This window comes from Pseudoalteromonas sp. OFAV1, assembly GCF_021532595.1.
Classification (GTDB): Bacteria; Pseudomonadota; Gammaproteobacteria; order Enterobacterales; family Alteromonadaceae; genus Pseudoalteromonas; species Pseudoalteromonas lipolytica_C.
Genome location: NZ_JAKGBG010000034.1, coordinates 1 through 15,967 on the forward strand (window position 1 = coordinate 1; position 15,967 = coordinate 15,967).

Annotated in this window: 14 protein-coding genes; 7 read left to right on the plus strand and 7 right to left on the minus strand. The window is 39.1% G+C overall.

Features of this window, described 5'->3' with window-relative positions; all coding sequences use genetic code 11:
- Window positions 1–594: IS630 family transposase (locus tag L1267_RS16500; protein WP_235383473.1), on the plus strand; the 594-nt coding region annotated here is incomplete at its 5' end.
- 57 nt (window positions 595–651) lie between these two features.
- Here L1267_RS16500 and L1267_RS16505 read toward each other — a convergent pair.
- From L1267_RS16505 to L1267_RS16520, 4 genes are all read right to left on the minus strand, one after another.
- The gene (locus L1267_RS16505; protein ID WP_235383474.1) at window positions 652–2,028 is read right to left on the minus strand and encodes an alpha-amylase family glycosyl hydrolase; all 1,377 of its coding nucleotides are present in this window, start codon (window positions 2,026–2,028) and stop codon (window positions 652–654) included.
- 244 nt (window positions 2,029–2,272) lie between these two features.
- Complete coding sequence (locus tag L1267_RS16510) at window positions 2,273–2,473, minus strand: hypothetical protein (protein WP_235383475.1); 201 nt, start codon at window positions 2,471–2,473, stop codon at window positions 2,273–2,275.
- A gap of 229 nt (window positions 2,474–2,702) precedes the next feature.
- Entirely contained in the window at window positions 2,703–3,488 is a 786-nt protein-coding gene (locus L1267_RS16515) for an ATP-binding protein (protein ID WP_235383476.1), read from the minus strand.
- Window positions 3,464–4,486, minus strand: a complete 1,023-nt coding sequence (locus L1267_RS16520) for a sensor histidine kinase (RefSeq protein ID WP_235383477.1) — start codon at window positions 4,484–4,486, stop codon at window positions 3,464–3,466. Before L1267_RS16520 ends, L1267_RS16515 begins: the two co-directional genes overlap by 25 nt.
- 281 nt (window positions 4,487–4,767) lie before the next feature.
- On the opposite strand from L1267_RS16520, the gene L1267_RS16525 reads away from it, so the two are divergent.
- The 6 genes from L1267_RS16525 (at window position 4,768) to L1267_RS16550 (ending at window position 11,958) form a co-directional block, all read left to right on the plus strand.
- On the plus strand, window positions 4,768–5,067 hold the full coding sequence (locus L1267_RS16525) for a hypothetical protein (RefSeq protein ID WP_235383478.1): 300 nt from the start codon (window positions 4,768–4,770) through the stop codon (window positions 5,065–5,067).
- A 180-nt stretch (window positions 5,068–5,247) separates the two neighbouring features.
- The gene (locus tag L1267_RS16530; protein ID WP_135924036.1) at window positions 5,248–6,093 is read left to right on the plus strand and encodes an HDOD domain-containing protein; all 846 of its coding nucleotides are present in this window, start codon (window positions 5,248–5,250) and stop codon (window positions 6,091–6,093) included.
- Window positions 6,094–6,657: 564 nt separating this feature from the next.
- Complete coding sequence (locus L1267_RS16535; protein ID WP_235383479.1) at window positions 6,658–9,276, plus strand: TonB-dependent receptor; 2,619 nt, start codon at window positions 6,658–6,660, stop codon at window positions 9,274–9,276.
- A 70-nt stretch (window positions 9,277–9,346) separates the two neighbouring features.
- Window positions 9,347–10,858: a glycoside hydrolase family 10 protein gene (locus L1267_RS16540; RefSeq protein WP_235383480.1), complete on the plus strand. Its 1,512-nt coding sequence runs from the start codon at window positions 9,347–9,349 to the stop codon at window positions 10,856–10,858.
- Window positions 10,859–10,922: 64 nt separating this feature from the next.
- On the plus strand, window positions 10,923–11,675 hold the full coding sequence (locus L1267_RS16545) for a hypothetical protein (protein ID WP_235383481.1): 753 nt from the start codon (window positions 10,923–10,925) through the stop codon (window positions 11,673–11,675).
- Between the two features lie 49 nt (window positions 11,676–11,724).
- Window positions 11,725–11,958 carry a hypothetical protein gene (locus L1267_RS16550; protein WP_135924040.1) on the plus strand — a complete coding sequence of 78 codons (234 nt, stop codon included), beginning with the start codon at window positions 11,725–11,727 and terminating at the stop codon, window positions 11,956–11,958.
- Here L1267_RS16550 and L1267_RS16555 read toward each other — a convergent pair.
- From L1267_RS16555 to L1267_RS16565, 3 genes are read right to left on the minus strand one after another with little or no spacing between them, the layout of a single operon-like run.
- Entirely contained in the window at window positions 11,955–12,335 is a 381-nt protein-coding gene (locus L1267_RS16555) for a diacylglycerol kinase (protein WP_135924041.1), read from the minus strand. The two genes, L1267_RS16550 and L1267_RS16555, sit on opposite strands and share 4 nt — an antisense overlap.
- A 20-nt stretch (window positions 12,336–12,355) precedes the next feature.
- A complete protein-coding gene (locus L1267_RS16560; protein ID WP_235383482.1) occupies window positions 12,356–13,981 on the minus strand; it encodes a phosphoethanolamine transferase in 1,626 nt (541 codons plus the stop codon).
- Between the two features lie 15 nt (window positions 13,982–13,996).
- Entirely contained in the window at window positions 13,997–15,940 is a 1,944-nt protein-coding gene (locus tag L1267_RS16565) for an LTA synthase family protein (protein WP_235383483.1), read from the minus strand.
- Window positions 15,941–15,967 lie beyond the last annotated feature (27 nt).

Consider the following 15,967-nt stretch of genomic DNA (forward strand, 5'->3'; position numbering starts at 1 on the left):
CCAGCAGATGAGTTAAACCCCATAATTAACTTTGATGAGGCGATGAAACAACTTGTAGATGATACTCGACCGGCACAACCAATGAAGCAGGGGCAGACTAAGCGGTTAGATTATGAATATAAACGTGTAGGTGTGGCCAACTTATTTGTATTCTTCGATCGCCATCGAGGATGGCGGCATGTTAAAGCAACAGAAAGAAAGACGAAAATTGACTTTGCTAATTGTATGAGGGATTTAGTTGATCTTCATTATCCACATGCGAACAAAATAAAAGTTGTGTTAGATAACTTATCAACTCATACAGAAGGAGCGTTATATAAAGCATTTTCTCCACAGGAAGCACGCCGGATTTTAAATAAACTAGAATTACATTACACACCAAAACACGCGAGTTGGTTGAACATGGTCGAGATAGAAATTGGTAATATGAATAAGCAATGTTTAGATAGACGTATAGCAAGTATGGAAGAACTAAAGACAGAACTCGCGGCCTGGGAATGGAGCAGGAATAAAGAAAGAACAAGTATAAACTGGCTATTTAATGTTGAATCAGCTCGTGAAAAACTTGAGAGGGCTTATGGTGCCCTCAACTAGTCAGAACTTGTGTGATGAAGTACTAGAACCTAGAACCTAGAACCTAGGCTCTTAAAACTATTTCACAAACACTCTAAATCCCCACGCTGGAATTGTGAGTTCTGTTGTTTCATTAAATTCTATTAGCTGTTTTGAAAAAGCATCAGTGTACTTACCTAAATATAATGGCTCTTCAAAACTGACTGTTTTTGGTTCTTTCGAGAAATTAAATACGGCAAATACTTTATCGTTGCCTTTTGCGCGAACAAAGCTAAGTACTGCTTTTGGTGCAGTGTTTGGTACATGTACCATGCGTCCACCAAATTGGCCATTCCATAGTGCTTCATTATTATGTTTGAGTTCAAACAGTGACTGATACAAGTCACCAATAGGGTGCTTTTGCCATTTTATAGAGTCACGTTCGAAAAATTCGAGTCGTTTATCGTTGCCTGCTTCTTGGCCGTTGTAAATCATCGGGAAGCCTTCGCCAACTACAGACAGCGCAATGACAGATTCAAGCGCCTCCCCGTAATGTTCAAACATGGTACCTTCCCAAGCATTGGTGTCATGGTTGGCAACACCTACAAGGCGGTAAGCTTCAGCTGGGAATGCGCTTTCATTCCATGAATAATAAATAAATAGGGCGCTGACATCTGCATGACCATTTACAATTTTGCGCATGTGTTCAGACCATGACCAAGCGTATGTCATGTCAAAGGCTTCGGCATGTAAATCGCGCGATTCCCATTCAGCAAGCATTAAAACAGGCTTTATGTCATCAAGCTCACGGCGTACATTGTTCCAAAAGTCTACGGGTACAAAGCCTGCTACATCACAACGATAGCCATCAATACCGACTTCTTTTACCCAGTATTTCATCGACTCTGTCATGTACTCACGAAGCGCTGGTTTTGAATAATCAAAGTCGATAATGTCAGACCAATCCCACCAAGGCGTCGGTCTAAATTGGCCTTGATAGTCTCTATCGTACCAATCGGGGTGTTCATATCTAAGCCAGTTATCCCATGCGCTGTGGTTTGCTACCCAATCTAAAATAACGTACATGCCCATGTCATGTGCTTTATTCACAAAGGCTTTAAGATCATCTAGTGTGCCAAATTCAGGGTTTACTTTTCGGTAGTCTTTTACTGAGTAGGGGCTGCCTAAACTGCCTTTGCGATTTTCTTCACCAATAGGGTGAATTGGCATTAACCAAATAACATCGACACCTAATTTCTTTAAGCGCGGCAGTTGTTGCTGTGCGGCATTAAAAGTGCCTTCTTTAGTAAACTGGCGAGTATTTAGCTGATACATCACTGCATTTTTTGACCATGCCGGATGCGTTATCTTTACATAGAGTTTTGGTTGGTAGGCACTATTTGTTGTTTGAGTACACGCCGAAGCGAGTAAACAAAGTATGAATATAAGTAAGCACTTTTTTGTAATATGAGTCATTTTAAGGCCTTGTTGTCTTGTTTTATATGCTGATTGAAAAATCAGCAGGTGTCCTTACTATAGCCTTCGCGTTTAGCTGCAACAATAAAGTGCATACGTATTCACTTTGTGTTTACATAATCGATTAAGTTGATTCTCGCTGTTCGCTGAGAATAAGCAACTAATAAAGTACTTAAATGATTAAATAAATGTGTTGAACAAAAGCCACTGCTTACAACCAAATAGTCAGTGGCTTGGTCCGCTTTTAAGCGGATAGTTGAAAAGTTGATTTGCTGGGATCCCAGCTAATGAGCCGGTTGATTTCAAGCTCTTTTAAAACGGTTAGCAATTCGGACTCACTTAAACAACAGCCTTGTTTTAGCTTATCAAGTGAAATCGCTTTGTCACGGCTATGAAACTTAGAGGCCAACATAATACGGTATATTAGTTTAGACTTACGGTTCATAACGCACCCCTCCACATTTTAATTTTGATAGCAGCGGTTGCTACTAATTGGTTTTATAATTAGGTTCAATGTGTACCGATGATTAATGACTATGGGCGATCTTTTTTTGTAAGTCAATCGTTATGTAAAGGTTAAATAAGTGTTTTGGAGTGGGCAGTTCATTTGCCATTTTTTGAAAATCTATAGCTTATTGAAATAGCAAAATAAGCTGTGAATTTTGATGAAAACTTTAATCTAAGCCTTCATTTTGGTTAATTTCGAGTACATCATTAATCGTGTTAAACAGCAGGTGTTTTTCAATAGGCTTACCAACGTGACCGTTAAAGCCGCAGTTCATATACTCGATAATATTTTCTTTCATTACATTGGCAGTAAGAGCGATAATAGGAACTGCTTCGTTAACTCTTCGTATATGAGCACACGCTTCAATACCCCCCATATTTGGCATTTGTATGTCCATAAGTACTAGCCTAGGATTGAGCTTATTAAATAACTCTATAGCTTGTTTACCATCTTGTGCAAAGTGTAGTTCAGCATTGGTTTCTCCTAGCATTGATTTAATAATCATGGTGTTTAAAGGGTTATCCTCTGCTATTAATACCGTCTGATTTGTTAAGTCAGGTACTTTAATGTGGGTAATTGTTTCATCAATATGAGCTTTTTGAGATAGCTTAAGTGGTAAATACACTGTAAAACGGGTGCCCTTACCAAGTTCACTTTTTACATCAATACTACCACCCATGCGGTTTATTAAATTAACTGTAATCGACATGCCAAGGCCTGTACCTCCAAAACGCCTAGTAATGCTGTTATCGGCTTGCTGAAATCGATTGAAAAGATGAGACAGTCCTTCTTTGCTCATGCCAATACCCGTGTCGATAACATCTAATTCTATTCCCTCGCGCTGAGCAGCTTTTTTGACAATAACTTTTACACCTCCTTGTTCAGTGAATTTAACTGCATTAGATACTAGGTTTAACAGTATTTGTCTTATGCGTACCGGATCGCCACCCATAAATCCTCTATATCATCACTAACTTCAATTTTTAAATAGATAGATTTTTCATTACAGACAGGCAAAAAATCAGAATTAATTGACTCAACGACCCGCGAGAGAGAGAAGTCTATTCGTTCAACTGATAGCTCGTTCGCCTCCATTTTAGAAAAGTCTAAAATATCGTTGATGATGGTAAGTAGTGATCGACAAGAAAACAGCGCCTTAGCAACAACTTCTATATTGTTCGGTTTTTGAATGTTTGGCTGTAAAATTTGTAATAGCCCCATAATACCGTTTAAAGGGGTGCGGATTTCATGACTCATGTTAGCTAAAAACTCTGATTTTATTCGTGTGCCTTCTAAAGCACGCTCGGTGAGTTCAATCTGTTGTTTATAAGAGTTTGAAAGCTTTCTAAAGTAAACAAGCAATATGCTGGCAAGTAAGATGATGGTTAAAATATGTACGATGTAAGCGAGTTGAAAGTTGTTATTGATAGCAAGGCCTTTGTCCTTCAGTATCGTACTTATATGTGTTTCGAATTCTGAAAGAGCCTTTAATGCCGCAGCATCATCCACTTTAGCCACTAAATCGATTTGCTCACTTGTAGCGCCTTCAGCAATCATATTTATTGCAATGTCGAGTTTAGCTTCATACTCACTAACCGTTTTTGTAACGTCAGTAAGCGCTGTTTGATCGTATTCTTCTATTGCGCTGAGTTTGGATAGTAAGTCTTTTATTGTGGCAAGTTCATTTTTAATTTTGGGAAGGTAAAGCTCAGTGTTTTTTCTTAGCACCAAGTTTTTAAAATGATGAATAAAACCACCATAACCTAGTTTTTGAATAAGCTTGTCGTGAAGGACATAAACATTTGCTGCTGTTTCAGAATAATCATGCCATTGCGAGTCGACATTTTTATAAGAGAATAAAGAGGTAAAAGTGAGCAATATGACTAATGCAATCACGATAGATGCATTCATTTTTAACTTTTTTTTAGTTTGCAGCAGCGCTTTTGTCATTAGATTAAGGCATCTATCCCATTATTATTTTAAGCATAGCAGCATTTTTTTATGTTCACATAAGAATGGACTAAAGTCAGAATGGCTTTTTATGTGAATAATAAAAAGCCTTAACCAATAACATGAAAATAATCTAAAGCGATTAATAAGCTATTCATAAAAAATATTTTAAATCAATAGCGCTGTACTTTTTTTGTACTTATTGTATCTTAAGTTGGTACATAATTTTAAGGTTTAATTGAGTGTAAGCTAACACTCATTTGTTAAGTGGAGTAAAGGATATGCAAGCGCAAACAGTCAAAGAATCAATGGCAACTATTCAATCAGGTGTTGCAAAAGCAGATGGGAAGCTTTTAGTTACAGAGCAAGACATTGTTTTTGAGCCATTTAACAAAGAGTTAGGCCTAGGTCCATACACATTTTCACGATCGCAAATCAATAACGTTGATAAGTGTTCAGGTAAAGGCGCGGGTATTTTACCAATTACAGCTGATGGAATTCGTATTACGTTAAATAACCATGATGTATTTGAGTTTATTTTAGCAAACCCTGATGAGTGGCTAAGCGTACTTTCTCACTAAGTAAATAGCCAATAGGCGGCATATTAATTGACGTATTACTATGCCATTTTTTTTACGCAATGAATACTCTTTCTGCGCAACTAGTTGATCTCAAACAATACTAAGGCAAACCTCTTAGGCTACTTTACACATCTAAACCATTAAATTGCTCGTTGCTTATTAAAGGAGGCTCTTGGGCAAATGATCAACTTAGATGAACAACGCCTAGTTTCGCTTGAACGCGGTTTTCATATTCCACCTAAACCTGAATTATTGAGCCAAATTGCTGATGAAATGCAAAAGTCGGATGCAAGTTTAGATAAAATAGCCCTACTAATTTCAAAAGACATTAGCCTTTCGGCCTTATTGTTAAAAACTATAAACAGCCCGGTGTTTGGCTTGCAACGCACTATAAGTGATATACGCCAAGCCGCGATGTTTTTAGGCTTAGAGCAGCTTAATCGGTTGGTAACGATGGCCTTACTTAAGCAAAATTTTAATGGCAATGCCTGCATAAGCCTAGAGCGCTTCTGGGATGAGTCGCTTGAGGTTGCTAATGCTTGTGTGCTGCTCGGTAATAGTTATAAGTCTTTAATGCCAGTAGATGAGCTTTATTCTTTAGGGCTTTTTCATAATGTGGGTATTGCCGCAATGGCATTAAAATTTACAGATTATGTCGAGGTACTTAAACAAGCAAATCTAGCTAAAGAGCATGCGATTACAGACCTTGAACAAGCACGTTACCAGTGCGACCACGCGGTGATTGGTTACTTTATCTCTGTTTCTTGGCATTTACCTAAGCCACTTTGTCACGTTATTTTAAACCATCATAACACGCACTTTTTAGCGCAAAATAATGATGAACAACAACGTATGGCCTATGCCATTTTAAAATGTGCAGAAAGTGCTGTGGATTATGCCCGTCACCAACAGTATTCAAGCGAATGGTTTAAAATCAAAGAGGCGTGTTTTACTGAGCTTGGTATTGTTGAGCAAGATTTTGCTGATATGGTCGAAGATTACGTCGACAATGCGATGGCAAGTTAAGGCCATTTAGTTTTATTTCCTCTTTTCTTAACTTCGATGAGTTTGCGAGTGGTGAGTTTTCATCACTCTTTTTTAATTAGGCAGAAACTATTCAATATTAAATTTTCTGGTGTTAGCTGAGTTTTATTTTTCCAAAGAGTGCTTAACATTTCATGTGCTTGTAATAGGCACTAGCAGCGTTTGTTTTATAGGCGTTTTTTGCCCATTCCCATTGATTCTTAGTTTTGTTCTTGAATAAAACATTCCCCAAAACAAACACGCCAATGTGATTCTTCAATTCTTAAAAAACACCTATTTTATAAAGCATTAATATAAGTTGCTGATTTTAAGTGTTTTTTAATCTCAAGGTTGCTTGCTGGGTGTTTTCCTGTCTCTTTCTTGGAATTTAATATTGTTAATATAAAAAATTTAAAGAATAAAATATCTTGATTTTATAAAATATTACTACTATTGTAGCCGCAATGTAACAATAAAGTTGTTACCAATTGTTGTTCAAAAGAGCATTTATGTAGTTTGTAGTCACAAAATCTCTCACTTTTTAAAAAACGATAGGGTTACATTTCCATGAATAAAAAATTCTCCACGCTAACTGTTTGCATCAAAAAAGCATTGCTCCCAACTCTTTTACTTGGAACATGTGCACCAGCCTTTGCAGCTGATCAACAAGATGAAAAAAAGAAAGTTACAAAAGAAGATATTGAGCTGATAGAAGTCCGCGGCTATGCGGCGTCAGTTGAGAAAAGTATTAATATGAAACGCTTTTCAAACAGCGTAGTTGATGCAGTTTCTGCTGAAGATATCGGTAAATTTCCTGATCAAACAGTTGCAGATGCATTGCAACGAATTCCTGGCGTGCAAGTAGAGAAAGACTTAGGCGGTGAAAGCGACCGAGTGAGTATTCGTGGTACAGCACCTCATTTAAATATAACGCTGTTAAATGGCCAAAATGTGGCTTCTGCAACGGCTTCGGCATCAATTACACGCCCGTCGCGTGGTTTTAATTACTCATTATTACCAGCAGAAATGGTCGATACTCTCGAGGTTTATAAGTCTGCTGAAGCTGACATTGATGAGGGGTCAATTGGTGGCACTGTTGTAGTAAAAACACGTAAACCGCTTGATAGTGAAGCTAACTATACAGCGCTTTCAGTAAAAGCATTCCACTTTGAAAACGCAGATGAAACTAAGCCATACGTGTCTGGTTTATATTCATGGAAAAATGAAGCCCAAGATTTTGGTTTTAATGTTGGCTTCGTGCACAAAGAAACAGCAACGCAGCGTGATAGTAAAGAAGTACGTTTTGGATATCGCAGCACAGATGCTAACCAAGATGGTAATGCAGAATTTTATCCAGGGGCAGTGGGTTACAACCGCTACGCAAGTGATAGCGATTTAGATACCGCAACAGCGACATTCCAATACGCTGCAAATGATAACCTTGATTTTGTTTTCAATAACTTATATTCAAAGTCAGAACATGAATCATATGGCACGTATTCAAGCGGTTTTATCCTGCAAAATATTGCTAACATTGAGAACCCCGTTATCGTTGACGGTACGGTTGTCGCCGGTGATTTACCAGCACACAATAACTTGGGTTATTATGGTAATGCGGGCTACCGTGGTGAATTTAAGACTCAAGCTCATGATTTAAAAGTGACTTACAAAGCAGATGATTACACTGTTACAGGTCAGCTAGGTTACAGTAAAGCTGACGGTGAGGTGAGTGATGTTTATTCAGAGTACTATGCCAATACAAATGCGTCATTTACGTTAGAAAATGGTACGCCAGATGTGACTTTATCGGCAGATTTAAGCCCACAAGATTACCGTTTAGATTACAACCATAAAAATGACATACTCAATGACTCTGATGAGCTTTATGCGCAGTTTGACGTTGAATATTTACTAGACACTGGCTTTTTCACTGCAATTAAAGCGGGTGTAAAGTACCGTGAGCATACAAAAGCTGCCAGTTTGATGAAAGCTAACTATCCAAAAGTGTCAGCAGCAGGTGAGAGCTTTAATTTGGGTATGTTTGCAAGCGATTCTACTAGCGACGGCATTTTATGGCAGTTTGATAATAACCAGTATGCAGATTGGATCTCGTCTACTAGCCCAACATCAGGTCCTTATGAGCACCTTGACTACACCTTCGACCTTGAAGAAACCGTTACAGCTGGCTACGTCAAAGCCGTGTTCGAGCACAATAAGTGGCGCGGGAATATGGGCGTACGCGCGGTTAAAACAGAGCTTGACTCTCGTTCAGTTGAGTACACTGGACGTAGTTTTGCGCCTGAAAATATTCAAGATGTATATAGCTCAAATAGCTACGATGACTTCTTACCAAGTGTAAACATTAATTATGACTTTACGGATGATGTTGTGCTTCGCTTTGCTGCGGCTAAAGTAATGTCTCGCCCTGACTACGATTTTTTATCAGCGCGTAAAAGTGGCTACTGTGCAGCGGCAACAGGCTGTAAAGGTTCACAAGGTAATCCAGACTTAAAACCTTATCGTTCGACTCAATATGATTTATCAGCTGAGTGGTACTTTAATGAGTCATCAATATTGTCATTAGCTTATTTCTACAAAGATATTGATTCGTATATCACCAATACAACGATTGAAAAGCAGTGGACATGGACAGACCCTGATACCGGCGTTGAAGAGGTTCGTGATTTCTTAGTGACTCAGCCTCAAAATGGCCTAGGTGGTGAGAATTCGGGCTTTGAAGTGAACTACACTCAAAAGCTTATGTATGGTTTTGGTATTCAAACCAACTATACATATTCAGATGCTGAACTAGAGCAAACACCAGAACAAAAAGCCGCAGGTGAAGAAGCTGTGTTGCCAAACAACTCAGAAGATACTTTTAATGCGACGGTTTATTATGAAAACACTGCTTTCAGTGCCCGTGTTTCTTATACATATCGTTCAGAATATTTTTATACTAATTACCTTGGCTTAAACCAGTATAAGGATGGTTTTGGTCAATATGATTTAAATGTTAGCTATAACATTTCTGAAGATTTTAATCTTATTTTCCAAGCTATTAACTTAACAAATGAAGAGCAAAAAGCGACTTCAGGTAATAGCACAGGTATGCCAGATGCTAATCGTCCATTAGCAATTCATGATTATGGTCGTCGCTTCTTGATTGGCGCACAAATGAAGTTCTAATACTCATTTGAGTTTAGTGAAATTGAAGGCACAGCAACATGATTGCTGTGCCTTTTTTATGAGGTTGATCATGTATTTAAAAATTTTATCGCTATTGAGCATGTGCTTGGTTTTAAGTGCGTGTAGTTTATTGTCAAAAAATGAAACAACGTATACTGAAAAACAACTGCTTGGTACGATTTACCAACCACAGGTCGCAAGGGAGTTTCGTGCTGCTTGGGTTGCCACAGTAGCAAACATTAACTGGCCAACTGAGCCTGGGTTAGCTGTTACAGAGCAAAAACGGCAAGCGATTCAAATACTCGATAAATTACAAAAGCATAACTTTAATACTGTGATTTTTCAGGTACGCCCGCAAGCAGATAGCTTCTTTCAGAGTAGTCGTGAGCCTTGGTCTTATTATTTAACTGGCGAGCAGGGCAGAGCTCCAGCACCATTTTATGACCCGCTACAGTTTTGGATTGAGCAAGCACATAAGCGTGGCTTAAAGATACATGCGTGGTTCAACCCTTATCGAGCCCACCATCCTGATGGTGGCCCTGTGTCTGAACACTCTGTGGTCACACGGATGCCAGACCAAGTGGTAAAACTAAAAAATAGTACTTATTGGTTTTTACCAACCGATCAAGATGTGGTTGCTCACACCTTAAATACATTAACGGAACTTGTTAAAAATTACGATTTAGATGGTATTCACTACGATGACTACTTTTATCCTTACCCTTCTTATAATGAAGGCGAAGATTTCCCTGACGCATTACAATATCAGGCTTATGTAAAAGCGGGCGGCAAGTTAACAGTTGCAGATTGGCGTAGAGAAGCGGTCAATCAATTTGTTAAACGCCTTTATGCTCGTGTTAAAGAAACTAAACCCCATGTGTTAGTTGGCATTAGCCCATTTGGTATCTACAGACCCAAGAATCCAGACTCAATTCGTGGCATGGATCAGTACGAGAAGCTCTATGCGGATGCTAAGTTATGGCTAAACGAGGGGTGGCTTGATTACTTAACTCCACAATTGTACTGGCCAATAAACCAGTACGCGCAAAGTTATCCACTGCTGGTAAATTGGTGGCAAACACAAAACACCAAACAACGTCATTTATGGCCGGGTATTAACGCACTTCGGTCGTTTGATACAGCGGGTGTCGATGAAGTGGTTAATCAGATCATGATTAACCGAGGATTTTTAGCATCGCCAGGGACTGTTTTTTGGAATGTTGCGGCGCTTGACGGTAGTCGATTAATGAGTGATGCATTAGCAAAAGGCGTGTTTCAGCACCAAGCATTAATACCGCAAACCCCTTGGATAGACATGCCAGCGGTTGAGCCATTTAAAGTTTCATATGAACGTTCAGCAAATTACATTGAGCTATCTTGGCAGCATGCAAATGAACCACAAGTAACGCAGAGCTTGGTGTATTTTAAATACGGTGACGATTGGCATTATCAGCTTTATGCAAACAATAAACATACGCTCAAAGTTGCTACAGAAAAAGAGCAACAAACATTAACAACAATTAAAGTAATAGCCGTTGACAGATTAGGTAATCAAAGTGATGCAGTTCAATTAGAATTTTAGTTGAGGCTGTACTGCGTGTCCCCTAATTTGTTACGCTTTAAAAAACTAAAAAATGGATACTAAAGTGAAAGCAGTTTTGTTAAGTGCAATCGTACTGATTGGTAGCTCTTATTCATCATGGGCTACTGCCGCAACAAAGCATATCAAAATAGTAAAACCTGTGGTTGCAGCGTTTAAAGCAGGGGATAAAGCGGCGATTGCAGAACGAGTCCACTATCCATTGCAGCGTAAAGCCCCTCTTAAAGACATTGAGAATAAGCAAATGCTTATCGATAAATTTGAGCAGGTATTTGATCAGCAATTTGTTGAATCGATAGCTAACTCAAATATTCGTCATGATTGGGAGATGATGGGTTGGCGCGGCATTATGTTTGATTCAGGCAAATTGTGGTTAGACTTTGATGGCTCTATTTGGGCTGTGCCCTATCAATCAGATGCAGAAAAAACATTACGCGAAGCGCTTATTGAAGAGCAAAAACAAGCTTTACACGAAACCCTTCGCGAATTTACTCAGCCGATACTAACTTGGAAGACAAAAAAGCATTTAATTCGTATTGATGAGTTGGCAGAAAATCAATACCGCTATGCGGCTTGGGATATTGAACAATCAATGCTGGATGAGCCAAGATTGGTGATAACAGGGGGCACGTTAAGCTTTGATGGTAGTGGCGGTAACCATTTTTATACATTTATGAATAACGGCTATCGCTATGTGTGTCATGTTATCGTGCTAGGTACTGAACAATCTCCGGCAGGGCAATTAGAAGTATTTAAAAATAATGTACAGATTTTGTCTGAGTCTGCTTTGGGTTTTTAGGTGTTTTTGCTTACTTTGAACTACACTTACTTTTTTAAAGGAGTAAGTTATGAGTACAAAATTTTGGATTTTAAGAGCCACTAGAGTTTTCACGCTGGTGGCTATTTTATTGTTTATGGTAGAAATCCTTAAAGGTCACGACACACAAAGTGCATTGAGTTTTGCGTTACTTTGGTCATTTATTGCAACGGCAATTTTTATCGCAACCCGTTTATATCACTCATCAAAAGGGCGACATTGTGCACTTTGTAATGACACCCCGGATGATAAAAAAGCCAGTTAACTTAGGTTGTAAACAAATACACCGCCCCATACTAGCGCACAAATTGTAAGAGCAATAAGTACGGCTGCTGACCCCAAGTCTTTAGCTAGGCCTGATAACGGATGAATTTCAAGGCCTATGCGGTCTATTGCTGCTTCAATTGCCGTATTGACCACTTCAGCAAACATCACAAATAGCACAGATACAAGCAGCATGATTTTCTCATACAGGGTAATTTGCCAGATAAAAACCACGGCTATGGCAAGGACCAATAGTATCAGCTCTTGTTTAAAAGCAGATTCATGTTTTGCTAACCACGTGAATGCACGTTGGGAATTTTTAAATGCAAGGCGAATACGTTTAATGCCTATGGGTTTGTTAGTGCTATCAAATTGCATAGTATGAAATCTCTATTTCGTTAGCTTTGTTTTGAGCAAGCATAAAAAATGTCTTGCTCAGGATTATATTTAGTACTTCCGACATGGGTTAAGCCAAGTAGGGTGTCAAAAATGTTATCGTGTGAAAAAGCATGGTTACGCTGTTGTTCAATACATTGGTTAAAGCGGCTATCGGCTAGCTTATTACTCCAAAACAGCATAGGCACTTGAGTTTGCTCTTTTGGCGCTAATGCATATGGAAAACCGTGTAAATACAAACCTTTTTCACCTAACGACTCACCATGATCAGAGACATATAGCAGTGATTTATCATCCGCTTTACTGTCTTTAAGCAAGTTGATTAGTTTACTCAGCACTAAGTCGGTATAAGCAATGGTATTGTCATAGGTGTTTGTGAGTTGCTCGCTGCTACAATTTTGGATATCGCTACGTGGGCAGTCAGGCAAAAATTTAGTGTCTTTTTTTGGGTAGCGGCGATAGTAGGTTGGCCCATGTGAACCAATCATATGTAACACCACTAGTTGGTGCTTTGCATTACTCTTGGCAAGTGTTGCTGCTAACTCATCAACGAGTACCTCATCAAAACAGTAATGGCCATCACAAAGTGGATTGCTCTTTGTCGGTTCTATCGTTTGTGATTTAACACGCACGCAAACCCCTTTGCAGCTGCTGTTATTATCAATCCATGTTACTTCAACTCCACTTCGTTGAATGATATCAAGCGCATTCTCTTGGCTTTGTGCTATACGTGAATCATAGCTGTTGCGGTCTAATCGAGAGAACATGCAAGGTACAGAAATTGCGGTTGCTGTACCGCATGAACTAACATTACTGAAATATTTTACCCCAAGCTTAGGTGTATTTTGATTGGTTGGTTTTTCATAACCCTGCAGTGAAAAATTGGCAGCTCGTGCTGTTTCGCCTACTACCATAATGGTGAGTGAGCTTTGCTGCTTAGCCAATAAATGCGGTGTTTTATCTAATACTTTGAATGGTAAAGGAGGATAAAAATAATTATCGCGCAAGTACTTATAACCTGCAGTGTAAAATGCAAAAGGAGTTATGTAGCTCGTTAATTGGCGGTTATTACGCCCTACAGAGGCATAATCTTTATAAAATGGTACCGCAATAATGGCTACAACGATAACAGCTGCAAGGTTTAATAGCGCAAAGCTTTTTAGGCGTTCGCGAAAGTGGCCAACAATCTTAAAGCGAGAAAATAAATAGGCTGGCAGCACTCCAAGCACACCAATAAAAGCGATAACTTGTACATTCAGGTATGAAAATGCCTCACCTGAATTTGTTTCTAAGACATTTTGCAACATGCTTTTATCGAAGATCACGCCATAGTTTAAAGTGGCATAAAACAGCAGTGACGAGAGCACCACGCTTGTCAAAAGTATGGGCTTTACAAAGGTGATTAACGACAGCCAACTTAGCACCATTGCCGTCAATGCCAATAAGAAAAACGGCACGGTTATTATGAATAACCAGTCGACATGCCCAGGCTTGGCTGCCGCCTCAAACACGTTATATAAAAATAAGCCGTTAAAAGCGATAACTAAATATAAAGACACTAGCCAGACAAATTGGCTGTAGCTAACGGGCCATTTTTTAGTAAACAGTTGTTTGATTTGTATACTCATAGTCATTCCTCATCGCTATGATTTATTCGGTAAGCGATACAGCTTTTCGGTATAAGCAAGATTGCTAAATAAGACATGAGCCAGCGCTTTTTTGGCAAGATTTAAGTCAGTGGTGGGTTTATCAATGGCAACTTGGCTTTTATTGGTTGTGTCATAACGCCAATAACTCACTTTTTGGTTTGGCATTAGTATTACCGCCTCACCATTTTCTACATAAGCAAAGTTGTCGTAGTACTGCATCATGGCGCGCTCAACAGGGTATTGTTTAGTTAAGTCATAGCCAAGCATGGGAGTTGCTTGCCCTACACCTAATAAAGACAACAAAGTAGCAGGTAAGTCTATTTGGCTGACTAAGCGAGTATCGCGCTTTGCTTTTACATCACTGTTTAGGATCACAGCAGGAATATGGAAAGATTTAAGCGGTACAGGCTCTGAGCCAAACACCCGTACATCATGATCAGCAACCACTAAAAATACCGTGTCTTGCCAGTAATTTTGCGTTTTTGCCTTTGCGATGAATTTACCTAGTGCATAATCAGCGTATTTAATTGCTAGGTCGCGTTTGTAGTTTTCTGGGTCGTGGCCATCAGGTAGCGTTACTTTACCTTCTGGTATATCGAATGGGTCGTGGTTACTTGACGTAAACACAAGGCTGAAAAAAGGCTTGCCCGTTTTATTTAACTCGTTTAGCTCTTTATCAGCTTGATTAAACAAGTCTTCGTCGCTTACTCCCCAAGATGAGATAAACTCTGGGCTTTGTATGTCATTAATATCGACAATATCGCTAAAGCCATTCCCTAAGAAAAAGCTTTTCATGTTATCAAAATGGCTTTCACCGCCGTAGATAAATTGGGTGGTATAACCGGTGCGGGTTAATACATCGGCAAGAGAAAAAAAGTTGCGCTGTGATTTAGAAAGTTTTACCACAGAGCGTGAAGGGGAAGGAGTAAACCCAGTTGTAACTGCTTCGATACCACGAACAGAGCGTGTGCCAGTAGCGTATAAATTATCAAACCCCCAGCCTTGTTGATAAAGCTTATCTAGTTCAGGAGTCACGCCAATACCACCTAATTCACCAACAAAGCGTGCGCCTAAGCTTTCTTCTAAAATGATAACTAAATTCTTTTGTTTACCGGTGTTAAAAGGCAGGTTGTTAGCAAGAGTAGGAATACTCTCAGTGATAAATTGCTGTTTATAGGCGGCTTGCTTGACTGTTTGTAAAATTTCATTACGTGGCATGGTGCCATACAAACTACTGGCATTTTTTTCATTGCCCATATTTTTAATAGCAAATGCGACACTGTAAGTTGAATTAAGGGCCAAGGAGTTAACCAGCGAGTCACTTGAAAAGTACACTAACGCAGGATTTAACGGGCGATGACTTACAGTACCTCTTGCGCTAATTAAACAAACTAATAAGGTGGTAACGAGTATTACAACTTGGCTAACTTTTTTAGTGTTCTGTTGTTTACTAAATGCTGCGCTTATAAAGCGATACGTAAACACACAACTTAATGTTGCAATAATTAAGCTGCTTATCATAGCCAGCAGATGGCCATTTAACAGCATAGAGAATACTTCTTGAGGATAATCTAGGTATTCGACAAATAAGCGATTTGGTCGCACATCGTATTGGTTAATAAACGCGGGTGTCGAAGCCTCAACAACCACGATTAAAGTCACAACTAGGCTGCTATAAAGAGTAAAAGCATGTTGAAATAAAGCGGTCTTACTGCGCAAAAACACGTTAGCAAGTAACATCAAAACAGCTAAGGCTGATAAGTAACCAAGGCTACTCAAGTCGATTCTCAGGCCACCCATTAGCACCGCTAAGCTATCGCCATCAACGAGCCGTTGCTGTTGCCATATCAGCAAGCCAATTCTCGACAGCATAAAAACTGCCATTAATAATAAGGTAAAACGAAACAAAGGTTTTAAAACGGAGAGTTTTGCTGTCATAGTCGTACTTACTTAATCGAAACTACG